Raw genomic sequence first — 22,031 nt, forward strand, 5'->3', positions numbered from 1 at the left:
TTCTAGTTCGGGGGAGTGGGATGGGGTGGGGTATTTCAGGAGCTGGAGGCGGACTTGCGGCTGACGATTGCGGCGAACGAGACGGCCAATACCAACGCGGCGCCGTTGAAAACGTTCTCGAGCCAACCTGCACCGCCCAGCATTTGCAGACCGGTTACCCCGGTCACAACCAAGAACACCGCAATGACCGTGCCCCAGGCGTTGAAGCGTCCCGGTTTGATGACGGTGGCGCCCAGGAAAACAGCGGCAGCACCGGGGAGCAGGAAGGACGCACCCAGGTTGGGGTCGGCGCTGCCGAGGCGTCCCACGTTCAGGACGCCGGCCAGGCCGCAAAAAAAGGCGCTGGAAGTCAGGGCGAATACTCGGATGCGATCGGTTGGGAGGCCGCTGAGCCTGGCAACTTCGCGTCCTTCGCCGGTGAAATAGATGTAACGACCGAGCGGGGTGTGCTCCATGAACAGCCAAACAATGACGGCCAGCAGAAACGCAAGGTAGACAGGTAGAGGCAGCCCGAACAGTTGCGTGGTCGCAATCTGATTGAGAAATGCAGGAGCCCCTGCGATGACCTGGGAACCTGATACGGCCAGGGTCAGACCGGTAATGACCGTACCCATACCAAGTGTCGTAATCATCGAACTGATGCCGATCTTGACAATGAAGTATGAGTTCAGGAGGCCCCACAGCATGGTGGACCCCACTGCAATGGGAATGGCCACCTCTCCAGGGAGCCCCAACTGAACATTGAGCACCGCAAGGACAATGGAGGACCATGCGATCATTGGGCCGAACGAAAGATCGAACTCGCCGGCTGCGAAGGGGATTACCAGGCCTAGTGCGGCAATAATGAGGACGCTTTGGGACGAAGTGACCACTCGCAGGTTTTCAAACGTAAAGAACGTCTCCGGGGCTGCGATGGAAAAGAAGGCAACGACGAAGATCAGTACGCCAAGAACGGCGTACTTGTAAGTGAGACGGCGGAAGAGGGACTCCTGCGGGACTGCAGTCTTGACTGGACCCGATGGAGTGGACTTGGTGGCCGTGGCCGGTTTGATTCGTTGGTCAGCTATCTCATCCGGGCTGGCGGAAGGCAAAGAGGTCTTACTCATTGGGTGTTCTCCCATTAGATGAAGTGGTCTGTATCGGCGATGACGGCTGCCACACGGGCACCTGCCACCTCGAGTTCTACGGTGTTGTTGGATGTCAGTCCGATCGGCTCACCAATGCCGACTGCGACAAGAATCCCCGGGCCGCGGCGTTGGTCGTTCTCCTGGGCAAAGAGTTCCGCCAGAGGCGTGCAGCAACGGATTGCGTATGCTGTGATGTCTTCCACCGCCTTTTGGACCGTATCGGAAGGTGGAACGCATCCTTCGTCCACGGCCAGACCGTCCCGAAGCATGCGAAATGTCGGCTCTGCACCTGTTGGTGCATGTGAAACGGATGACACCAACCGGGTCACTCCACCATTTACGGCTACCAGATCAGAAGTCTCGATGTTCCGATCGTCGAAACGGTGGCTAGCCACTTCCAAGCCGAGTTGCAGCTTCCCATCTTGTGCTTCCACAAGATGGCCGAGAAGGGCCTGACGGACGGATTCTGGGCTGAGATGCAGTCCGACGACGCCTCGCACCAGGAGGGGAACCGAGTCAGTCGGTATCCTCGCGGTGGTAACCGAAACCATGCGTTCATTGAGAATCGCCGGATCCCCAGAGCCATGGCCTTGCCCAATGAGTACGGCGCTCCGGTCGCCTCTTGCCATACGACGACGGATTACCTCGTCGCGAACGAGGCGCGCATCTTCGATGGAGAGGCCGGGGATCATCCGACTCAAGGGTGTGATCCTACGGCGCTGAATATCCGAGGAAAGCACCAGGTCGGCAAGCCTGCGAACCTCTCGGCCTGTGAGACCTGCGCCTTCTTGGGGTCGCTGTGGAGCTTGCATCCATTTCATAGCGTTACAGTATTGAGGAGCCGGTTAACCGACCCGAAACCGTCACTCGGGTTTTTCGAGGCTGTCGTTAACGCATCGACTCAGTTCCCGTTCACAGCCGCCGGTGCCAGGAGTTAAGAGTGTCAATGGAGCACACACTGCCGTTATTGCGGGGCAAGCTAACGCCTCCGCCGTTGCCCGAGATCCTTGTGAACAGACCGCGGCTGGACACGTCGATTCAGAGTAGGCTGGACGCCTTGCCAGTGCTGATGGTGTGTGCCACCGCCGGCGCGGGCAAGACCACCGCGGTCCGTCATGCGCTCAGATATGACGAGCGCACTGCCTGGTTAACCATTGATGCCGCCGATGCTTCACCAGGCCGTCTCCTCACCTACATTGCAGCTGCCCTCGCTCCTTTTGCCGCGGAGATCCCTGAGCTGGTTAAGTATGCGTTTTCTTCCCAGGCACCCCACGGTGAAGTTGCAGGCCTGTTGGTTGAGGCTCTCTTGGGCGATTCCCGTATCACGCTTGTTTTGGACCAGGTGGACCGGATCGCCGATCACCCCCATGCGATGGACGTTATCGACCATTTGATGCGCTTTGCACCAACGAACGTGAGGATCATCCTGATCTCGCGCAATGCCATCACTCTTCCCTCGAGCGCTGTTCCCGGATCCGAGCGACTGGACTTCCTCATCGATCGAGAGCTTGCCTTCACACGGGAAGAAGCCCGGGCTGCGCTTGAAATTTCCGGAGGCTCAACTGATGACATCGACGCCGTCATGGAATCAACAGGGGGATGGGTGGTGGGAGTACTTTTCGCTGGAACCACAGCAAAGCCCATCAAACTCGCACTTCAGCCAGAGATCGACCCGCTCCACGCGTACCTCTGGACGCATGTGCTGCAAGGATTGGACAACGAACTAAGGGAATTCGCGATTACGACATCCGTGCTTGCCGCCGTCGATGCTCCACGGGCAACGGCCCTTGGGCTGGAACGTAGCGAGGGATTCCTTACGGAATTGCGTGCCCACCGGATCCCGGCTGTTTGGGTGCCTGGTGGCAAGACCGTCCGCTATCACCCCGTTCTGCGCGATTACCTCTTGGTTCTTTTGGAGAGGCGTCCCCGGGCCGATGTGGTCGCTCTAAGGATTCTTTTCGGCAAACTCCTGGCTTCAGAGGGATTCCTGGTCGAGGCCACCGAAGAACTGCTGTCAGTTGGTGCATACGGCGAGGCACTGCCGTACGCCGAACAGGCCATCGGCACGTTGATAGATCGTCGTGACTACGATGTGGCCGATAGGTGGCTGGAGGCGCTGGCGGGTCACGGTCAAGCCGCCCTCAGCCCCCTTACGACGGCTGAACTCATGCTTGCTGTTGCCCGCGAGGAGTACTGGCGGGGCGTGCGCATTGCCGATCAACTCGAGGCCATGGGACAGCGGGAGGCCTTGGCCCGAAGCTCAAGCAATGCAGCAGCGATGATGATTTGGTGCTATTACCATGCCTGTCGCGTAGAGGACATCACGCGAGTCTTGGCGGTTGCCCAAGATGGACCGGAACTGGAGGCGGCGCGGTACCTCCTCACTTTGATTGACGAACAACCAGCAACAGTTTTCCCGTCCTCAACAACAAGCGTGTACGTTGACGGACTCGTTCTTCGCCTTCGATACTGGCGTGGCGAGCTCGCCGCAGCATCCGCGCCAACTCCGAACCCAGCCACTGACGCAGTGGTGGCACCTTGGCGAGTAGCAGCCCTTCGGGCTGTCGGCGAATTGGACGAGGCTCATCGGCTCTATGAGCGGGTTGAAGCGGCAGGGGTCTTGACTGCCGGCCTCAGGGCAGTGGTCGGTGCGGAGTTGTACACCGATATGGGACGCGAAGACGAGGCACGATCTTGCATCGCCCAGGGCAGGGCTGAGGCAAGACGCAATGGCTCTCTCGTGTGGGATCTTTTCTCCCAACTTTCCGAAGCGAAACTTGAACTCAGGCTGCGGCGCGATCCCCTTCGAGCCCGCCAAGTGCTCGACGCCTTGGAAGGTCATGCATCCTCTCGTGCCTATCAGTCCACTGCAGAGCAAATCGATGTCTGGCAGGGCCTCTGCAATCTCATCCTCCGGGAGTATGAATCCGCCCGAATCCGGCTTCAGCGAGCCATGGAATCGATGCGCGTCTCCGGGCGAGTGTTGGAGCTACCGATTGCTGCTGTCTACCTGGCCGAAGCTGCATGGCATTGCGATGACGAGGAAACCTCGGACGCCGCGTCGGATATTGCCCTGGCGGCGGCCCACCAACAGGGAACAGATGAAGTGCTGCTCCGGGCACTCCGGGAATTTCCGGAAGTGCTCTCACGAAGGCTCGACGGTCTTGCCAACAGCGATACTGATTGGCACCGGCTTGGAAGCAGAATTCTCAATGAAGACTCCCGTCAAGTGCTCTCCTCGACGGTCATAGTTCAGTTGCATGAGTTCGGGACCCCAAGAATTCTCGTTGGTGAAATGGAAGCGAAACCGCGAATCGCGAAATGTTATGAGCTTTTGGCCTATTTGGCTTCCATCGGCAGCATGTCAGCCACCCGATCCCAGTTGCTGGATGCGTTGTTTGATGGACAGGACACAAACACATCGCGTTCCTACTTACGTCAGGTCATTCACCAACTCCGTTCCGTGCTTCCCGACGGAGTCGGCCCGTTTGTTTCCAATGACACCGTAGGGTTGGCCGACTTTGTCTCAGTCGAGAGTGATGCAAAGCGTTTCGAACAGGTCGCGCAAAGGGCGCGGAGTAATGATCCGAGGGCAAGACTTGAGGAAATCCAAGCGGCGTTGCCGATCTTGGCTTCCGGGGAATATCTCCCAAAAGCCAAATCGGATTGGTTTGAGGTTCGCCGCGCAGAAATCCAGGCAACATCTGCCGCGTTGAGGCTTGAAAGCGCACAGTTGGCCTTCGACCTCGGTGCGTATGCGCAGGCCGACAACTTCGCCGAGTCCGTGCTAACGGACGAGCCCCTCAGGGAAGCAGCCTGGCGCCTGCGTATGCGGGCTGCGTCTGCGTTGGGGTCCCACGACGACGTGCTGATGATGTATACCGAATGCGTCTCGGCCCTGGCCGCTATAGGGACTCAACCAGCGAGGGAGACGAAGGCCCTCCTTGACCAACTGCGCTAGAACAGGTGGGGCGAGGCGCAACTGAGCACACTCCGGCGCGGAGACAGCGGCGCAACAGGCTGTCCAAGCAGAGGCGGCAGCTTCCCAGAGTCTGGCAGGCGTCCGGTTTTAAGACAGCGGAAGGCAGGGCTTTGTGCCCTACAGCTGGCCGCGACAGGACTCTAGCCTTGAACAGGCAGGATGGCGGGTCCGCCTGACCAGATCCGGGAGGCTTTGGTGAAGACTACAACAACAAGCATCATCGCCGGCGTCATTCTTATGACGATGGGCGTTCTATTGCTTCTGGACCAGCTCGGTCTCATTGGAAGCGGGGCATATGTGCCGCCGCTTACTTTCACCGCGGTGGGAGGCATCTTTGTGGCCGTCTTCGTCCGCCGGCGCGGAAATTGGTGGGCAGCAATCCCAGCCTCCGTGTTCTTGGGCCTGGCCGCAGTCATCGCCACCAGCCAATTCGCGGAGGGACGCGCTGCCGGAGCGATTTTGTTCCTGTTCATGGCATCGGGATTTGGAGCGGTCTATCTCAGGGAGCGCAGTCACTGGTGGGCGCTCATTCCCTGTGGAGTCATGCTGATCCTGGCAGTGGTTGCAAGCCTCCCTGAGCAGCTGCAGGGCACACCTGCTGCAGCAGTCCTGTTCCTCGGGCTGGCGGCCACTTTCGCTCTGCTTTCCTTGGTTCCGGTCCCCGGCGATGGTGGCACCGAACGAATGAAGTGGCCTCTTATTCCGGCCGCAGTGCTTGGGCTGCTGGGTGGGGTTCTCGCCTTCCAGTCCGCTGCCCTGCTCATTGCCGGAGATTTCATCGTTCTGGCCGTAGTGATCCTGGCGGGGATCGGCTTGTTGGTCTACGGCTACCGCGCCCGCAACAACGAGGAGTACAAAGCCCGCGGACGGTAATGTCGGGCGCCACCCCCAAATCCGACCGCTGCCGGTGCCTGGCCGTAAAACTTACCAGCGGCGCTGAGCCCCCTGAAGTACCACCGTTTCCAATCAGATGGATGCCCGCTAGCCTCTCTTTCATGAGCAGAACGTCGGCACGGGCCCCGGATACCGCCGCAGGGGAGCGCGTGCTGATCCTGTCTGCAGGGGTTGGTGCGGGGCACAACAGCGCAGCTGCGGCGGTGCAGCAGGCGTGCACCGCGCGCGCCGACGTCGCCGAGGTGCAGGTGCTGGACGTGCTTCAGGTCAGTAGCGTCCTATACCGCGCACTGTTGGCGAAGGGTTACTTCGTCCTGGTCGAGGGCCTGCCCTGGCTGGTCGAGTGGGGTTACGACGTCAGCAACCCGCCGTTCCGCCGCCGCGGCCCAATCGACCCCTGGACGCGCGTGAACGCCGGTCCTGTCGTCAGCGCGATCAAGAGGTTCCGACCGACCGCGATCGTGTGTACGCACTTCCTGCCCGCTCAGCTGCTGGCGTCTCTGCTCTTACGCGGCGTAGTTGACGCGAGGACCGCCGTCGTGACAACGGACTATGACTTCCAGGGCCTGTGGCTCTCAAGCGCGTTCCACGCGCTTTTCGTGGCCAGGGAGGAAGGGCGGGTGGAGCTCCTGGCGCTTGGTCTGCCTCCCGACCGGGTAGCGGCGACGGGTATCCCCATCGCCACGCAGCCTGATTTAGTGCAGGTGCGCGATGCCAGCGAGCCGCCGATGCTGCTGATCTCGGCGGGCGCTACCGGCGGGGACTATGCCTTGGCAGTGGTGCGGCAGACGATGCACATGCGTTCGGCATTCAGGGCCACCGTAGTGTGCGGGAACAACGATAGGCTGCGGCACCGCATCGAGCAGCTGGTGGCGCCCGCTGGCGACCGCTACCGCGTGCTCGGGTTCACGGCGGAGATGCCGCAGCTGTTGCATCGCGCGGACCTGTTTGTGGGCAAACCCGGCGGGCTTTCGGCGTCGGAGTGCATGGCTGCAGGCTTGCCTATGGTTCTTGTAAACCCTATCCCAGGTCAAGAGGTTCGCAACGGCGATTACCTGATGGAGCAGGGTGCGGCCGTCCGTTGCAACAGCACCGCGACGATCGGCTGGAAGATCGACGAGGTGCTGCGCGAGCCAGGCCGCCTGCCACGAATGAGGGCAGCGGCGCAACGAACCGGCCGCCCTGACGCCGCGGCGGACGTGCTGAGCGGTTTGCTGAGCGGGCCGTTACGTCCACTGGTCGTGACCCGCGCGGCGCAAAGGACAGTTCTTGCCGCAAGCGAGCAGCGCTTCGTTGCGACCGATCTCACGGGACCCTCCGCATTGGTCCGCTTGGTCGACCGGGCTACGGGTAGCACGATAGCGCTGCTGCAAGCCGAGGAGCTGGGGGATCTGCAGAAACGGTACGCGGCGCCCACCGGGGACCTCGTGCTGCGGCGCGGCAGGGCCCCCGCATGGCCTCGGTGGGAGGAGCGGCGGCTGCTCCGCGCCATTCTGCGCGGCGACGATGCACTACCTGTCCGCGGCGTAGGGCCGGAGACGCCCTTCCACACCCTCCCTTGATAGGCGTCTTTCTCATCAATGCCCGGGATCCGGGGAGGGGGAACTCCTGCCGGACGCGCCCAATATCGAGCGGCTTCCAGTCAGGAATCAAAGTGAGGGGCGTAGTTTCTTTGCGCTGAAACCGAAGAAACCACGGATGCTGCAACGCTGTATAGTTTCACGTTCCGGCTATTTGAAGCCTTTCTGAGGATGGAGAATGCCTCTTCGCGGCTGCACCGGTTCTGTCCCATCAGTACACCCAATGCCGTATCGATGACCGCTCTGTGTGCCAAGGCGGCGCTGAGATTATTCTTGGTGTCTTTCAGGTCAGCTACGTCGACTGCGAAGCGGAGCGTGCGCGAAACCCGTGCCGCGAAGGTCTCGGCTGCCGCAATGTATTCACTGGTGAAAGCATCCTTATCGCAGGAATAAACGCTCAGGACACTCTTTGATTCTCCTTTAGTGCCAAGTGGAACGGCTAGTACGGATCCTATGCCGCGACCGGCAGTAAGCTGCACGTACCGCGGCCATCTGGTCTCGTTTTCCAGGTCCGGCAAGACGACTGTCACTTCCTGTGCCAAGGCGGTGAGAGTGGGTCCTTCGTCGATTGCGGTTTGCAATTGGTCTTGGGACTTGCCCATGGTCTGGCTGTTTGCGATGACCACAGGTTTCTTGGGCCTCGCCAGGATGACTCCGCAACTCACGGTCGTACCGGGGCGCGCAAGGGTTGTCGCGGCAAGGTCAGCCAGGCCTGCAAGCAGGTCATCAATGCCTTGATTCTCCAGGATGAGTTCATGGAGCCGGGCTTGAAGTCCCTTGGGAGACGTGAGAGAACCCGTCGCGGCGAACTTCCGGCCCTTCCGGTAGCGGATTTGTTGGGCGCGGCCGGTACGGGCTGAAGCCTGCGCAGTGTGGTCCTGTATCAGTCCCGTTCCTGCACACTCGCGCACATCCATGATTCCTGCTGCAGCCGCTCGCTTGTCTATGAACCCCCGGGACAGTGCCAACACCGTTCCGTCAGGTGCCTTGAGGCGAAACCGGATACGGGAACGCATGTCGGTAAACAGCTCGAAAGTTCCGGCCACGGGTTTGTCCTTTCCCGGTCTTCGGGGCGCAAAGACACGCCAGCGCTGAGGCTCACGATATGAGGGCCCTGCGGGCGTGAGGGGCAGTTGGTCCATCCAAGATCGCAGAGTCCACGTGCCGCCGGTAGGGACCAAAGTCCCCGCCGCCGCAGCCAGGGAGTGCGGTCTGAGGGAACGCACGACGCCGGCCTGCCGCCGTCGTGCGTTGCCTCCTTGGCGGGTGTGCGTCCTGCTACGCCGGCCCCGGGCGGTCATCTGAGGCGGCGGCTGTGCGCGCCTCCTGCCAGAGCCCGATGACGTTGCCTTCGCTGTCCTTGAAGTATGCGTTCCAGCCACGCCCCGGGACCTCCATCTTTCCCCGGAAGATCTCTCCTCCCGTGCGGCCAATCAGGTCCAGGGCGCCGTCGATGTCCGGGACGTCGATGGTGACAACCGGGGATTTGAGGGCATCGTCCCGGCGAAATACTGCTCCGTCGATTCCGTGCGGCGCGCCCTCGTCGCCGGACCCCGTTGCCCCGGTAGTTGCAAGGCTGTATCCCATGCCAGGGACTACGTCGAAGGTCCAGCCAAAATTTGTGCGGTAAAACTCCCGTGCGCGGTTTTCGTCGTCTGCCGGGATCTCAAAATGTACAACTCCACCCATGGCGTTTGCCTCTCAATAGGGCCGTGCCTGTGGCATGTGGATGGCAAGGATTTGCTGCCGTGCACACGGCCTTGTGCTTGTCGAGGATGGCGAAGCCGGGAAAGATTCACCAGTGCCATAAGTCACTGTCCACGAGCGCCGGGTGGTCCGGCCACGTGTGACAAACAGGACTTTCGACTCTGGCACCTTCCATGCCGCTGCAGTGCCATGGAAGCATGACCGCCGGAACATCAGCTGCTCAGTGGCCTGCTATCCACAAGGATGTGGAACGGTTGGGTGTTCGCCCGAACCTGGAGGACTATGAGGCGACCTGCGCCTCCTTCTCATGGGACGACGCAAGAAGGTCCTTGGCCGGGTTGCCGGGTGGAGTTGGGGTCAACATCGCCTTTGAAGCTGTGGACAGGCACGTGGCGCTCGGTAATGCAGAACGTGAGGCATTGAGGTTCATCCAAGCCGATGGCAGTGCACGTTCCATGACGTACGGTGAGCTGGCAGCCCTGACAAACAGGTTTGCCGGGGTCCTGCGAAGCCTGGGAGTCGGCCGTGGGGACAGGGTGTTCTCTTTGATGGGCAGGACTCCTGACCTATATGTGGCCGTTCTTGGTTCACTCAAGAATGCCAGCGTATTTTGCCCGCTGTTCTCAGCATTCGGCCCCGAGCCCGTCCGCCAGCGGTTGCATCTTGGGGGCGGAAAGGCCTTGGTGACCACCCGTGCGTTGTATCTCCGGAAGATCGCCGGCATCAGGGAATCGCTGCCGCAACTGAGGCATGTACTCCTGACAGACTGCGCGGGGGATCCGGAGCCGGGAACGCTGGACCTTGCGAGCCTGATGAGCGCAGCGTCTCCGGAGCAGGGGGTGCTTGCCACCTCTGCCGAGGACATGGCATTGCTGCATTTCACCAGCGGAACCACAGGCACACCGAAGGGTGCCATACACGTTCACGACGCCGTGACAGCGCACTACATGACCGGTCGCTTCGCCCTCGACCTCCATCCCGGAGACGTCTTCTGGTGTACGGCTGATCCTGGTTGGGTCACCGGGACATCGTATGGGGTGATTTCACCTCTGACCCATGGGGTTACGACGATCGTCGACCAGGAAGAGATGGATGTTGACCGCTGGTACCGGATCCTGGAGAAGGAAGGTGTCACGGTCTGGTACACAGCGCCGACTGCTTTGAGGATGTTGATGAAGGCGGGCGCCGCCCGCGCGGCGGAACATGACCTGTCCGCCCTGCGCTTCGTTGCAAGTGTTGGTGAACCACTCAACCCTGAGGTGGTGGTGTTGGGTCAGGAGGCTTTCGGGCACCCCGTGCACGACAACTGGTGGCAGACGGAAACCGGGGGGATCATGATCTCCAACTTCGCCTCTGTTGACATCCGGCCCGGTTCCATGGGTAAACCGCTGCCCGGTGTCGAGGCCGCTCTGGTGGCCCGGGATGACCAGGACAAACCCATTGTCCGAGGCGGGGAGGCCCTTCTGGTTTCGAAACCGGGCGTCGTGGGGGAGCTGGCACTCAGGCCCGGGTGGCCGTCCATGTTCCGCGGATACCTGAACGAAGAAGACCGGTACCGCCGGTGTTTTGCAGGTGGGTGGTACCTCACCGGGGATCTGGCTAAGCGCGATGAAGACGGCTATTACTGGTTCGTCGGCAGGGGAGATGACGTCATCAAATCTTCCGGTCACCTGATCGGCCCGTTCGAGGTGGAAAGTTTGCTCATGGAGCACCAGGCTGTTGCGGAGGCCGGAGTGATCGGGGTTCCTGATCCGGTAGCTGGGGAAGTGGTGATGGCCTTCGTGGAGCTTAGGCCGGGTTGGGAACCTTCGGAAGAAGTCCGCCGTGACATTGTTGGCTTTGCGCGGAAGCGGCTGGGACCCGCCGTCGCGCCACGGTTGCTGGAGTTCGCCGCCGTCCTCCCCAAGACCCGCAGCGGAAAGATCCTGAGGAGGCTCCTGAAGGCCCGCGTCCTGGGACTTCCGGAAGGAGATACCTCAACCATCGAGTCCGGACCTGCGGACCCCACAGGAGGTGACGCGAAATGAACGATCCCCTGACGCCGCTTCAAGTTCCCTTGGAACCAGGGCAAGGCCACCGGTTGCTCCTCCAAATGCTTCGCATACGCAAGCTGGAAGAGAAGTGCATCGAGCTTTACAGTGCATCGAAAATCCGCGGGTTCCTCCATGTGTATATTGGCGAAGAAGCTGTCGCCGCAGGTGTGATGGATACGCTCGGTCCGGATGACATTGTCGTCGCCACATATCGTGAGCATGGACACGCGCTCTTGCGCGGAGTTGACGCCGGCAGGATCCTCGCCGAAATGTATGGGTGCCTTGAGGGTTGTTGCCGTGGGCGTGGCGGCTCGATGCATCTCTTTGATGCGGATACGAACTTCTATGGTGGCAATGCGATCGTTGCAGGAGGCTTGCCGCTCGCCGTCGGACTTTCCCTAGCGAACAAGTTGTCAGGGCGCCAAGGCGTTACGGTCTGCTTTTTTGGTGAGGGGGCCGTAGCGGAAGGGGAGTTCCACGAGAGCCTGAATCTCGCGGCGTTGTGGCAGCTTCCTGTTCTGTTTTGCTGCGAAAACAACCTTTATGCCATGGGCACCGCTTTGGCCCGGTCCCAGGCACAGACGGATATTGCCCTCCGCGCGGCGAGCTATGGGATTCCGGCTTGGGCCGTGGACGGAATGGACGTGCGCGCCGTCCAGGATGCTGCGCGTCGGGCCGTGGAAGCAGTCCGGCTGGGCGGCGGGCCCCATTTTCTTGAGTTTCGTACCTACCGATTCCGTGCTCATTCGATGTTTGATCCGGAACGATACCGGGACAAGGCGGAGGTTGCCCGATGGCAGGAGCGGGACCCTATCCTGCTGCTGCGCAACAGCCTGGAAGCCGCTGGAGATCTATCAGCGGACGCGTGGGAGGGGCTTCAGTCGGACGTGGAGGCCGAAGTGGAGGCCGCGGTGGAGTTCGCTGAACGGGGAACCCTGGAACCCGTCGAGGACCTGACGCGCTTTGTTTACAGCGAGGAGAAGGTCCCGTGAACATCAGTTATCGCGAGGCTGTCCGGGCGGGTATCCGCGATGCGATGCAACGCGATCACAGGGTCTTCCTCATGGGGGAGGACGTAGGCGCCTACGGCGGCTCGTTCGCTGTCAGCCTGGGTTTGCTGGAGGAGTTCGGGCCGGACCGTATCCGGGACACCCCTTTGTCCGAGTCAGGGTTCGTTGGTGCCGGCATCGGTGCTGCCCTGGGTGGCATGCGCCCCATCGTGGAGATCATGACGGTGAACTTCAGTCTCCTTGCCCTGGACCAGATCGTGAACAACGCGGCATCTTTGCTGCACATGTCCGGCGGACAATTCCACGTACCTTTGGTGATCCGGATGACCACCGGAGCCGGTCGCCAATTGGGTGCACAGCACTCGCACAGCCTTGAAGGATGGTACGCGCACATTCCGGGCCTGCGAATCCTGGCGCCTGCCACTCTTGAGGACGCCAGGGGCATGATGTGGACCGCGCTGGAGGATCCTGACCCTGTACTGATTTTCGAGCACGGCTCGCTGTACAACCTTGCAGGAGAACTGGAGGACGACACGATTCCCGTGGACATCGATACAGCGAGGATCCGGCGCGCCGGGAGCGATATATCCGTCATTACTTACGGCGGGACACTTCCCATGGTGTTGGAGGCAGCCGAACAGTTGGCTGCTGAAGGCGTGGATGCCGAAGTCCTGGATCTGCGGACACTGCGTCCTTTGGATGAAGCCGCCATCCTTGAAAGTGTCGTCCGCACGCACCGTGCGGTAGTGGTCGATGAGGGTTGGCGGAGCGGGAGCATATCGGCTGAGGTCAGCGCGCGAATTACGGAGCATGCCTTTTTTGACCTGGATGCACCTGTGGGACGGGTGTGCAGCGCTGAGGTGCCAATTCCCTATTCGAAACATATGGAAGTGGCAGCATTACCTTCGGTGGACAAGCTCGTTGCCGCAGTGAGGGAAGCAGTTGGCGTCCATGGGTGATTTCCTGATGCCTTCTTTGGGGGCGGACATGGACCACGGCAAGCTTGTCGAGTGGCTGGTAAAGCCGGGCGATTACGTCCGCCGTGGTGACATCATGGCCGTAGTGGACACTGACAAGACGATCATGGATGTGGAGTCTTTCCAGGAAGGTGTAGTCGCCGATCTCCTGGTGGATGTAGGAGAAACAGTTCCCGTAGGTACGCCCTTGGCGAGGATCACCGCGACGCCGGCCGAGACGGGCCACGTCATCCGTGAACAGCCAACAGCTTCCCCTCCCGCGCCGCCCGTACGGCATCTGGCACATCAACTGGGTGTGGACACGGCGAAGCTCAAGGGCAGCGGCAAGGCCGGCCGCATCACCCGGGAGGATGTGGAACATGCCGGTTCCGGGGGGAGGACCGCCAATCGTGTCAGATCCTCGCCGCGGGCCCGGCGCGTTGCAAGTGAACTCGGCGTGGACATCCAAGCCGTTCGCGGCAGCGGCCCGGGCGGAGCCGTAACCGAAGCCGACGTCCATGGGTATGCCGGTGTCCAACACCAAGGGCCCGGGTTGGTCTCCGCCGCCACATCCCCGGCAGGGACCACTCCGGAAGTGGAAGAGGAAACAATTCAGCCCCAGGAGGCCCGCGCAAAGGCATCCGAACGGACAGACACGCTGCGGCGGGCAATCGGTGCCTTGATGTCGAAGTCCAAGAAGACCATCCCTCATTACTATCTGGCTGAAACATTGGATCTCCAGGCCGCAATCGAATGGATGGAGTCGGCGAATCTGCAACTACCAGTCAGCTCGCGGCTGGTGCCATCGGCACTGCTGCTTAAAGCGGCCGCAGTTGCAGCGCGGGACGTGCCGGAGGTGAACGGCTTCTATGCCAACGGGGTATTCAAGCCGAGCACATCAGTTCATTTGGGCGTCGCCGTGGCGCTCCGTAAAGGGGGATTGGTGGCTCCCGCGATCCATAACGCCGACACTCTTCCCTTGAGTGTCCTCATGGAGCAGTTGCGGGACCTTGTCGGCCGCGCCAGGGCAGGACGCCTGCAGCGCGCGGAGATGGCCGATCCTACGCTGACAGTGACCAATCTCGGCGAGCTCGGCGTCGAAAGTGTGTACGGCGTGATTTATCCGCCGCAGGTCGCCATGGTGGGGTTCGGCAAAGTCACGGAACAGCCTTGGGCACACAACGGAATGCTTGGCATCCGGCACATGACCATCGCCACGTTGTCGGGCGACCACCGGGTCAGTGACGGCCTTCGCGGCGCCCGGTACCTGAACAAAGTCAGTGAGCTGTTGCAGAGACCGGAGGAGCTATGAACGAACAGGCCGCGCGGGCAGCAGTAGTGAGTGCCATGGGTAAAGTTGCCCCCGACGTAGACATGGCCGCCGTGGACGAGGAGTCCCGGCTGCGGCAGGATCTCGAACTCGATTCCCTGGACTTCCTGCGGATCGTGGAAACCATCGATGCGGACACGGGAATCGACATACCCGAACGCGATTACCCTTCCGTTACCACCGTGAGGGGTTTGGTCGAGTATCTGATGGCCCACGGCTGACAACCGCTTAGTCCCGGCCAAGCAACATCGCGGTCAAACAAGCTAGTGGATCGTGCCCGCGTGCTCGTGGATCTCGGCCTCGGCATCGTGGTGGTTGGCGGAAGACCAGGACATCCGAACGATGAAATGCCCCTCGGGTGTGGCTTTCGCAATGAGCGCACCAGCGTCTCCGGCAAGCTTGATTCCGAATTCGATCTCCATGTGCTCGGGCGCAAGCTCCTGCATGGCCTCCAGAGCCGCGGCAGCTGCTGGTCGGACGCTGGCCAAAGCGTCTTCAAGCCGCCGGTCGACGTCCAGGATGCCCTGCTCGTTGCGGGCAGGGTGGTCCACTCCATAGCTGTTTTCGTCGACTTCGACGAGCACAGTTCCGGATCCGACTTCGTACCTAAGTACCTCTGTCATGGGGTGCCTCCTTTTGGTCGGATGGGTGCCACTGGCGCGTCGCCCACTCTGCGGATATCGTCTTCAGGATCCCGCATCATGGTCCGTGGATGACAGGGACAAAAGTCCCATGGAAGAAAGGGAGCAAAGGTTCATGGCCGGTAGGTTCATGCGCCGTTGGATGGTGGCAGTCACGGCCGGAGAAGCACTTGGATTCGTGATTCCGGCAAGCGTCGGAGGCCTGCTGGCACTCACGTCGGCGCCGGGCGCCGTACTATATCCAGCCATGGTGGTCGCGGGTGCCTGTGAAGGAATCCTGCTGGGCTACGGGCAGTACGTTGGTTTCGGCCGTTCCACGGTGCCCCGGGTGAGGTGGCTGGCGGCCACTGGTGCCGGGGCCGCCGTCGCCTGGTCCATCGGCATGCTGCCCAGCACCCTCCCGGACTTTGATCCGTTCTCGTCGTCCGCAGTCCCATGGATGATCTCCGGGGCCTTGCTCCTGCTGGCTTCCATTCCGACGCTGCAATGGCTAGTACTGCGTCGCGTGGCACGCCGGTCACTACGGTGGATACCCATCAATGCAGGTGCGTGGGCAGCCGGCCTCCTGTGGACCTTTGTACCCTCGCCGTTCGTGGACGAGAAAACGGCATTCCCGGTCCTGTTGGCATGCTACGCAGTGGCCGGGGTCCTCATGGCTGCCACAGTGGCAGCCCTGACCGGGCCCGCCGCGCAACGCATTGCCAACTCCGTTGTGGCTGGCGGCGAACCCCGCGTCAGGACCGGCTCAGGCTAGTCCATCTCCGGAGTGTTTTCCGGCGGGATGACGATGGTGGGGCACGGCAAATGAGTAAGGACTCCGTGAACCGTCGAACCAAGCAGCAGGCGTGCGAAACCTCCGCGTCCCCGGCTCCCCACCACCAGCAACCTTGCGTTGGCGGCTGCCTCCACCAATGCCCGCACCGGTTCCTTGTGTGGCTCCGAAACCCTCTTGATGGTCAGGTCGGGATAGGAGTTGCTGAGTCCGGCAACCGTCTCAGACAATACAATGCGCTCCTGTTCGCTGATCAACTGCTTGAGTTCCGCTGGTGCCAAACCGGCATCCGTGACCGGATCAGGGGCGTTGTACGCATGAAGCACGGTGAGTTCCTGGCCCTCGCGGTCCGCTTCCGCGGCTGCGAAGGCAACGGCCCTGAGGGAGTGCTCCGAACCGTCCACGCCAACCACGATTCCGTGCCGGTCCTCTTCGTCGTTTGCCGTTCCGACAACGGCCACCGGGCCCGCCGAAGCGCCGGCTATTTGCAGGGCCCGGTCTGTCATGGAGCCGCCAAGGTGGGGGCTGCCCGAACCGATCACCATCAGCGACGTCTTCCGGGCGTACTCACCAAGTGCCGCTGCCACACTTCCGGTGAGCAGCTCGGTTGTGGACTTGACGTGGAAACGCTGCCTGACACGTGCCTCAGCCGCTTGCAGGAGGTTTTCGCCGGATTGGGCGAGGGAACGCCTCCACGAAGCGGGCTCAACCAGCCAACGATCATCCATGACATGGAGGATCGCAAGCGGCGCATGCCGTTTTTCGGCACGCCGACCAGCCCAAAGCAGGGCGGCTTCACTTTGGGTAGAGTCCTTTACGCCGACGGCGATGGTGTGGTCGTTGCTCATTGTTGTTGCCTGCTTTCGTCAAGTTGGAGTGAGTGGCGTTCAGGCCATTTGTCGTGAGGATTCCAGGATCCGGACGTGGCAGGGGACCCTCGCCGGATCCGTCGCGAGGGGCAGCATGCCGTTCCTGGAGACCTCCTTGAGCTGGCCCAGTGCCTCGGCGGTTATGCTGGCAAGGCTGAGATCCACGGAGATATCGACGCCGGGAACGGCCGTGTTGACCCGACGCACCACCGCAAAGATGACCGGGATGTTCTGGGTGGAGATGTGACCGCGGACAATGAGGCAGGCAGCCGGATAGTCCGGCTCCAACTTGACCACCATCTGCAGTTTCCCGGTGCCTTGGGCGCGTCGCTGATGACCGTCTGCCCTGTGACCTTGATGGAGGCCACGGTCACCCTTGCGTGGATTGTCGTCTCGGGTCGGCATGGTCAGTCAGCCTGCACTGCTCCGACTACGGGCCAGACGACGCGGGTCTGCCACTTGCCGGGGTTCGGTTCCTTTTCCGGATCACTCAGGTAGAACTCCCACATTGTGTCGGAGGGCGTCATTCCTTCCGCACTCATTCGCTCAAGAATAAGTGCGTACGTCCTTTCCAAAGTGTCATAGGGTCCTTTGTGGACGGCCTCGAACGCGTCCGACTCCGGCAGCCGGCCACTGATGACGTCCCCGGCAGCGGAGAAGTTCGGGGTAACAGTAAACCCCGCCTCCACATCCACGGTGTCGGTAGGCATGCCGTGGTAGAGGGCAAAAGGTGGGCCTGTGGGGCTGGCGTGTTGGGCCTGGGCAGCGGCCATGACTGCACCGAAGGCACGGCCGAAGAATTCTGTCAGGTTGGCCATTGGCACGCGCTCGCGGACCACCGCAGTGGGCTGCTCGGATGTCTTAATCAGTCTGGGTTCTAGATCGATGGTGCTCATGTCTCAAGATTTCCCTGACCATGCAGCAACCGACAGGGCCGAACGACTCTAAAACGTAGGCAGTGAACGTCCGTACCGGTCTTATGCAGCATCAAAGGCCTCCTGCAGCCACTGGGCCACTTCCTCATCAACCATCCCAGGATCCCGAAGCTCCAGATGATGCATCCACACCGAGGGGGCGGGGTGGGCTACCTGCTTGAACCTGTAGGATCCGAGCTCGTGCGGCAGCACCAAGGACAAGACGACAGGAACCGTTGATTTGACATATTTGCCAGGGCGCCAAAGGAAGGCGAAACCACGCCGGCGTCGGAGGGCGATCTGGCTCTTGGAAACGCGGACCGATATCGGCCCGAGGCCGGAGATCGCGTTGAAGACCGCGTTGCAGATCGCCAGTCCTTGGGGCGATCCATCGAAAAATGCCACAGCATCGGATGGAAGGGCAGGGCTCACAACGCCCTGCCAAGGCTTCGAAGCAGCAGTCTGGCGCCCAGTGCCATCACCGCCCGCTATGGCTGCAGCGGCCGGACTTACTCCAAGCCTGCGCGGGTTGCGTCGTCCAGCGGAGTTCGCAGCGACATGGGAGCCGAGAGATCAAAGCGCCTGCCGGTGACGGATTGGGGGACTACCCGGTACAAAAGGTCTTGGCCAACGCCTTGCCAAGGGAAGAGGGAACGTTTGACTTCATCCAAGGTGGGACCGCCCGGACCTGCCTGGCCGGCTGCGCCTTTCACTACTACGCTCCAGGCCATGCCGAATTCTGCGCTCACCGAGTCGGCTTCAAGGGCAACAACGGCGTTGTCTTCAATAGCCTGCTGCTTGGTTCCCATACTGGTCCGAAAGACGATTGTCCGGTTGTCCACGGCGAAATTCACCGGAAAGATGTCCGGGTGGCCGTCCACGATCACGGAGAGTCGCCCAACATTCGTTTCGCCAAGAAGCCTCCAGCAATCGTCGGCTTCGAGGACTTCTGCCTCAGGCACTATGTTCTTGTCGGTCATGCGGCGATCCTACGGCGGCTCGTTTGCGCCTAACAGGGCCCAAAGTCCCGTCGCGCGATCCGTTCGCTGCCACGCGCGATGCCGGGTCTTGCCGACCAGTTGGGGGAATGACACCGAGCAGAAGCAACAGCAGCCCCAGTTCTGCCAGGCCCGCACCGAAGTAAACGGCTTGCAACGCGCTGAACGGGATGACGGACATCTGCACGAAGATCCATACCAGGATGGAATAGGCAGCTGTGGTGGCTGCAGGACTGGCGTAGCGACTGCGCTTGAGGAGCAGGACGAAGGCGGCCGTATGGAGGCCTCCCACAACGCATGCGAGCAAGATTCCGGGAACCAGATAGGTGCTGAAAGGGGAGCCTTCCAGGTATTCAGCCGGCAGTTGTATCTCCGCAGGCAGTCCGAGGCGTTCCGGACCGAGCCACGATCCAAGGGCCATGGTGAGGCCACCGGCTATGGAAGTCGCGGCTACGAAGCCGAGAATGATCAGAAGCAGCACAATGGTCATGTTTTCCTCCTAAATGATGTTGTGGCGAAAGTGCTTGTCCAATGCCACCGCCAGAGAAGCCAGCAGGGCGACGCCGAGGATGCGCAGCCACGCTTCTGCTGACAACGGAGCGGTGTGGAACACGGCGTTCATGGAGGGCAAGTAGGTTATGGCGGCCTGTCCGGCTGCTTGGATGAGAACACCCACCACAAGCCAACGGTTGCTGAACGGACGGAGCTTCCACACGGAGCGGGTCAGCGACCTGCAGCTGAACAGGTAGAAAAGCTCCACCATGACGAACAGATTGACGGCTGACGTCCGCGCTTCCTCAAGCGTGGATCCCTGGCCTGTTTCGTATTCGAAGATCCACCAGGTACCACCAACAAGGAGAACCGAGACAAGCAGGATCCGCAGCGTAAGCGTCCAGGTCAGCAGGGACTGGCGGGGATCCCGGGGAGGCCTGGACATCAGGCCGGGCTCCTTGGGCTCGAAGGCGAGCATGAGGCCAAGGGCGACAGCCGTCGTCATGTTGATCCATAAAATCTGCGTCGGCAGGATGGGCAGGGTCAGCCCCATGACGATGGCCACCAGGATGACCATGCCTTCTCCCATATTGGTTGGGAGGGTCCAGATGATGAATTTAACCAAATTGTCGAAAACGTTCCGGCCTTCCTCGACCGCGGCCTCAATGGTGGCGAAATTATCATCGGTCAGCACAATGTCCGATGCCTCCTTGGCTACCTCTGTTCCGGAATGGCCCATGGCGATGCCGACGTTGGCTTGGCGAAGTGCCGGTGCGTCGTTGACGCCGTCGCCTGTCATGGCGACGACATGGCCTTTGTTTTGCAGTGCATCGATTAGGCGCAGTTTCAGCTCCGGAGACACCCTCGCAAAAACTGATGCCGTGTTGACGGCCGCCAGCAGTTCATCCTCACTCATACCTTCAAGGTCGGTGCCCGACAGGGCTGTGGCGGCGGTTTTTCCGCCGTCAAGACCAACAGCTGCGGCGATCGCGGTGGCCGTTCCGAGGTGGTCTCCCGTGATCATTTTGACCGCGATGCCGGCGTCCCGGCAGGATCGTACAGCGCCTGCAGCTGCCGCCCGCGGAGGATCGTACATCGCCTGAAAGCCGGTGAACACGAGTCCTTCAAGCGGTGGTGCAGCATCGATTGCCGGTTCTTCGTCCAGGCGATTCATGGCTGTTGCGAGTATTCGCAGGCCGCGTCCGGCGAGTTCCTCAGCAGCCCGGCCGATGGTCCCGACGTCGAGCGGCTGGGAGCTGCCGTCAGCGCCCATTTGGCTGGAAGAGAGTTCCAAAACACGTTCGAGGCTTCCCTTGACAAGGAGCAGGCTACCCGATTTCTCGCCAGCGTCCTTGTGGAAGCTTGCCATGTATTGGCGTTCGTGGGTGAACGGGATGCTGCCCTGCCGGGGATTCCGGGAAACGAAGCGCGGGATGTCCACCCCGTCCTTGCCCGAAACGACGATCATTGCAGCTTCGGTAGGGTCACCCCGTACATGCCACTGGCCATCTTCCTGGAAGACGGTGGAATCGTTGCAGACGGCACCGGCTACAAGGCACCACTGCAGCGCAGCGTCACCCGCGGTGGCCTTGCCTGTGGTTTGCCCAGGGGAAATAGGCACAATACTACCTTCGGGACCGTATCCGGTTCCTGTGACCTCGTAGTGGCAGGCGGGCGTCCTGATCGCGGTCACGGTCATCTGGTTTTCAGTGAATGTGCCCGTCTTGTCCGAGCAGATCACCGTGGTGCTCCCCAAGGTCTCTACAACAGGAAGCCGCCGCACCACGGCGCGTCTGCGTGCCATCCTCCTCACTCCAATGGCCAGCGTCACGGAGACGGCAGCCGGCAGTCCTTCAGGTATGGCACCCACCGCCAGGGCGACTGCGGCCGTAAACATTCCGGCCGGATGCTGGCCCCGGCCCACCCCAATGATGAAAGCAACTGCGGCCAATCCGAGGATTGCCACAGTGAGTGTCATGCTGAATGAGGCCAGTTTGCTGGTAAGGGGGGTGGGTGCCGGGGTGACTGCCCCCATGAGCCGCTGGATCTCCCCGAGTTCCGTCTCGCCGGCAATGGCCACGACGATTCCGGCACCGGTGCCTGTGGTGACCAGGGTGCCTCCGTAGAGCATGTTGCGGCGGTCGGCCACAGGTGTGGTGAGCGGCAGGACGACTTCGTCTTTGCTCACAGGTTCGGATTCCCCTGTCAGGGCGGACTCGTCAACCCGTAGGCCGGAAGTACGTACCAGCCGGATGTCCGCAGGAGCCTTGTCGCCTGCTTCCAGCAATACGAGGTCTCCCGGTACAAGGTATTCCGAGGGGACCTCCATCCGGTTACCCCCTCTGACCACGACGCTGCGCGTCGGAACAAGTGAGCGCAACGCCTCCAACGCCGCCTCTGCGCGGACTTCCTGGATGAGTCCGATCACGACATTGACGATCACAACACCAACAATGACTCCGGTGTCCACGTACTCGCCGAGAACCATGGTCACGATGGCCGCAGCAATCAGTACGTAGACCAGGGGATTGTTGAACTGGTGGCCCGCCGAACGCAGAAACCCGCTCCGGGCAGCGCGCGGGAGCACGTTCAGTCCGTATGCCTGCCTCCGGCCCGCAATTTCCTCCACCCTGAGGCCGCGAAACGCATCCGCTTCCAGGAGCAGCACCACTTCATGGGCGTGCAGGCTATGGTGGGCCGGCTCGGTGCCATTCTTCATCGGGCAG

Annotated in this window: 21 protein-coding genes; 9 read left to right on the forward strand and 12 right to left on the reverse strand. The window is 61.3% G+C overall.

Features of this window, described 5'->3' with window-relative positions; translation table 11 throughout:
- Positions 1–35 precede the first annotated feature (35 nt).
- Both ACZ5G6_RS11960 and ACZ5G6_RS11965 read right to left on the reverse strand, forming a co-directional pair.
- A complete protein-coding gene (locus tag ACZ5G6_RS11960; RefSeq protein ID WP_223932655.1) occupies positions 36–1,106 on the reverse strand; it encodes an ABC transporter permease in 1,071 nt (356 codons plus the stop codon).
- A gap of 14 nt (positions 1,107–1,120) precedes the next feature.
- The gene (locus tag ACZ5G6_RS11965) at positions 1,121–1,828 is read right to left on the reverse strand and encodes a hypothetical protein (RefSeq protein ID WP_223932656.1); all 708 of its coding nucleotides are present in this window, start codon (positions 1,826–1,828) and stop codon (positions 1,121–1,123) included.
- Between the two features lie 245 nt (positions 1,829–2,073).
- Here ACZ5G6_RS11965 and ACZ5G6_RS11970 point away from each other — a divergent pair, with 245 nt between their 5' ends.
- From ACZ5G6_RS11970 to ACZ5G6_RS11980, 3 genes are all read left to right on the forward strand, one after another.
- Positions 2,074–5,088: an AfsR/SARP family transcriptional regulator gene (locus ACZ5G6_RS11970; RefSeq protein ID WP_498691844.1), complete on the forward strand. Its 3,015-nt coding sequence runs from the start codon at positions 2,074–2,076 to the stop codon at positions 5,086–5,088.
- 216 nt (positions 5,089–5,304) lie between these two features.
- Positions 5,305–5,982: a hypothetical protein gene (locus ACZ5G6_RS11975; protein WP_223932658.1), complete on the forward strand. Its 678-nt coding sequence runs from the start codon at positions 5,305–5,307 to the stop codon at positions 5,980–5,982.
- 122 nt (positions 5,983–6,104) lie between these two features.
- Positions 6,105–7,565, forward strand: coding sequence for an MGDG synthase family glycosyltransferase (locus tag ACZ5G6_RS11980; protein WP_498685759.1), 1,461 nt, complete (start codon positions 6,105–6,107; stop codon positions 7,563–7,565).
- 80 nt (positions 7,566–7,645) lie between these two features.
- Here the strand turns inward: ACZ5G6_RS11980 and ACZ5G6_RS11985 are convergent, their stop codons facing one another.
- Both ACZ5G6_RS11985 and ACZ5G6_RS11990 read right to left on the reverse strand, forming a co-directional pair.
- Entirely contained in the window at positions 7,646–8,629 is a 984-nt protein-coding gene (locus ACZ5G6_RS11985) for an ANTAR domain-containing protein (protein WP_498685760.1), read from the reverse strand.
- A 232-nt stretch (positions 8,630–8,861) separates the two neighbouring features.
- Positions 8,862–9,272, reverse strand: a complete 411-nt coding sequence (locus tag ACZ5G6_RS11990; protein WP_498685761.1) for a VOC family protein — start codon at positions 9,270–9,272, stop codon at positions 8,862–8,864.
- 215 nt (positions 9,273–9,487) lie between these two features.
- Between ACZ5G6_RS11990 and acsA the strand changes: the two genes are divergently transcribed.
- The 5 genes from acsA to ACZ5G6_RS12015 are packed head-to-tail and all read left to right on the forward strand — an operon-like array spanning position 9,488 to position 14,840.
- Entirely contained in the window at positions 9,488–11,317 is a 1,830-nt protein-coding gene (acsA, locus tag ACZ5G6_RS11995) for an acetate--CoA ligase (protein WP_498685762.1), read from the forward strand.
- Positions 11,314–12,315 carry a pyruvate dehydrogenase (acetyl-transferring) E1 component subunit alpha gene (pdhA, locus tag ACZ5G6_RS12000; RefSeq protein ID WP_498685763.1) on the forward strand — a complete coding sequence of 334 codons (1,002 nt, stop codon included), beginning with the start codon at positions 11,314–11,316 and terminating at the stop codon, positions 12,313–12,315. The genes acsA and pdhA overlap by 4 nt, the downstream gene beginning before the upstream one ends.
- Positions 12,312–13,292, forward strand: a complete 981-nt coding sequence (locus tag ACZ5G6_RS12005; protein WP_498685764.1) for an alpha-ketoacid dehydrogenase subunit beta — start codon at positions 12,312–12,314, stop codon at positions 13,290–13,292. Before pdhA ends, ACZ5G6_RS12005 begins: the two co-directional genes overlap by 4 nt.
- Positions 13,285–14,601: a dihydrolipoamide acetyltransferase family protein gene (locus tag ACZ5G6_RS12010; protein WP_498685765.1), complete on the forward strand. Its 1,317-nt coding sequence runs from the start codon at positions 13,285–13,287 to the stop codon at positions 14,599–14,601. The genes ACZ5G6_RS12005 and ACZ5G6_RS12010 overlap by 8 nt, the downstream gene beginning before the upstream one ends.
- The gene (locus ACZ5G6_RS12015; RefSeq protein ID WP_498685766.1) at positions 14,598–14,840 is read left to right on the forward strand and encodes an acyl carrier protein; all 243 of its coding nucleotides are present in this window, start codon (positions 14,598–14,600) and stop codon (positions 14,838–14,840) included. Before ACZ5G6_RS12010 ends, ACZ5G6_RS12015 begins: the two co-directional genes overlap by 4 nt.
- Before the next feature lie 42 nt (positions 14,841–14,882).
- Here the strand turns inward: ACZ5G6_RS12015 and ACZ5G6_RS12020 are convergent, their stop codons facing one another.
- Positions 14,883–15,242, reverse strand: coding sequence for a CU044_2847 family protein (locus ACZ5G6_RS12020; RefSeq protein WP_498685767.1), 360 nt, complete (start codon positions 15,240–15,242; stop codon positions 14,883–14,885).
- 133 nt (positions 15,243–15,375) lie between these two features.
- Here ACZ5G6_RS12020 and ACZ5G6_RS12025 point away from each other — a divergent pair, with 133 nt between their 5' ends.
- Positions 15,376–16,014, forward strand: coding sequence for a hypothetical protein (locus tag ACZ5G6_RS12025; protein WP_498685768.1), 639 nt, complete (start codon positions 15,376–15,378; stop codon positions 16,012–16,014).
- Here the strand turns inward: ACZ5G6_RS12025 and ACZ5G6_RS12030 are convergent.
- From ACZ5G6_RS12030 to ACZ5G6_RS12060, 7 genes are all read right to left on the reverse strand, one after another.
- Complete coding sequence (locus tag ACZ5G6_RS12030) at positions 16,011–16,880, reverse strand: universal stress protein (protein ID WP_498685769.1); 870 nt, start codon at positions 16,878–16,880, stop codon at positions 16,011–16,013. The two genes, ACZ5G6_RS12025 and ACZ5G6_RS12030, sit on opposite strands and share 4 nt — an antisense overlap.
- Before the next feature lie 39 nt (positions 16,881–16,919).
- Positions 16,920–17,306 (reverse strand): hypothetical protein, encoded by a 387-nt coding sequence (locus ACZ5G6_RS12035; protein ID WP_223932661.1) that lies wholly within the window; start codon positions 17,304–17,306, stop codon positions 16,920–16,922.
- A gap of 2 nt (positions 17,307–17,308) precedes the next feature.
- Entirely contained in the window at positions 17,309–17,797 is a 489-nt protein-coding gene (locus ACZ5G6_RS12040) for a GyrI-like domain-containing protein (RefSeq protein WP_223932662.1), read from the reverse strand.
- 81 nt (positions 17,798–17,878) lie between these two features.
- Positions 17,879–18,247, reverse strand: a complete 369-nt coding sequence (locus ACZ5G6_RS12045; RefSeq protein WP_498685770.1) for a DUF5655 domain-containing protein — start codon at positions 18,245–18,247, stop codon at positions 17,879–17,881.
- 77 nt (positions 18,248–18,324) lie between these two features.
- Positions 18,325–18,795 carry a pyridoxamine 5'-phosphate oxidase family protein gene (locus tag ACZ5G6_RS12050; protein ID WP_498685771.1) on the reverse strand — a complete coding sequence of 157 codons (471 nt, stop codon included), beginning with the start codon at positions 18,793–18,795 and terminating at the stop codon, positions 18,325–18,327.
- Entirely contained in the window at positions 18,770–19,303 is a 534-nt protein-coding gene (locus ACZ5G6_RS12055; protein ID WP_223932665.1) for a hypothetical protein, read from the reverse strand. Before ACZ5G6_RS12055 ends, ACZ5G6_RS12050 begins: the two co-directional genes overlap by 26 nt.
- Positions 19,304–19,312: 9 nt before the next feature.
- Entirely contained in the window at positions 19,313–22,024 is a 2,712-nt protein-coding gene (locus ACZ5G6_RS12060) for an HAD-IC family P-type ATPase (protein WP_498685772.1), read from the reverse strand.
- Positions 22,025–22,031 lie beyond the last annotated feature (7 nt).

Source organism: Arthrobacter sp. TmtSoilC51, assembly GCF_055388015.1.

Bases quoted from the DNA above. Each gene is read 5' to 3' on its own strand.
- ACZ5G6_RS12040 (WP_223932662.1), bottom strand. From the start codon at position 17,797: ATGAGCACCATCGATCTAGAACCCAGACTGATTAAGACATCCGAGCAG.
- ACZ5G6_RS11970 (WP_498691844.1), top strand. From the start codon at position 2,074: ATGGAGCACACACTGCCGTTATTGCGGGGCAAGCTAACGCCTCCGCCG.
- ACZ5G6_RS12030 (WP_498685769.1), bottom strand. From the start codon at position 16,880: ATGAGCAACGACCACACCATCGCCGTCGGCGTAAAGGACTCTACCCAA.
- ACZ5G6_RS12025 (WP_498685768.1), top strand. From the start codon at position 15,376: ATGGCCGGTAGGTTCATGCGCCGTTGGATGGTGGCAGTCACGGCCGGA.
- ACZ5G6_RS12010 (WP_498685765.1), top strand. From the start codon at position 13,285: ATGGGTGATTTCCTGATGCCTTCTTTGGGGGCGGACATGGACCACGGC.
- ACZ5G6_RS12060 (WP_498685772.1), bottom strand. From the start codon at position 22,024: ATGAAGAATGGCACCGAGCCGGCCCACCATAGCCTGCACGCCCATGAA.
- ACZ5G6_RS11960 (WP_223932655.1), bottom strand. From the start codon at position 1,106: ATGAGTAAGACCTCTTTGCCTTCCGCCAGCCCGGATGAGATAGCTGAC.
- pdhA (WP_498685763.1), top strand. From the start codon at position 11,314: ATGAACGATCCCCTGACGCCGCTTCAAGTTCCCTTGGAACCAGGGCAA.
- ACZ5G6_RS12035 (WP_223932661.1), bottom strand. From the start codon at position 17,306: ATGCCGACCCGAGACGACAATCCACGCAAGGGTGACCGTGGCCTCCAT.
- ACZ5G6_RS12020 (WP_498685767.1), bottom strand. From the start codon at position 15,242: ATGACAGAGGTACTTAGGTACGAAGTCGGATCCGGAACTGTGCTCGTC.
- acsA (WP_498685762.1), top strand. From the start codon at position 9,488: ATGACCGCCGGAACATCAGCTGCTCAGTGGCCTGCTATCCACAAGGAT.
- ACZ5G6_RS11990 (WP_498685761.1), bottom strand. From the start codon at position 9,272: ATGGGTGGAGTTGTACATTTTGAGATCCCGGCAGACGACGAAAACCGC.
- ACZ5G6_RS11980 (WP_498685759.1), top strand. From the start codon at position 6,105: ATGAGCAGAACGTCGGCACGGGCCCCGGATACCGCCGCAGGGGAGCGC.
- ACZ5G6_RS12015 (WP_498685766.1), top strand. From the start codon at position 14,598: ATGAACGAACAGGCCGCGCGGGCAGCAGTAGTGAGTGCCATGGGTAAA.
- ACZ5G6_RS12055 (WP_223932665.1), bottom strand. From the start codon at position 19,303: ATGACCATTGTGCTGCTTCTGATCATTCTCGGCTTCGTAGCCGCGACT.
- ACZ5G6_RS12050 (WP_498685771.1), bottom strand. From the start codon at position 18,795: ATGACCGACAAGAACATAGTGCCTGAGGCAGAAGTCCTCGAAGCCGAC.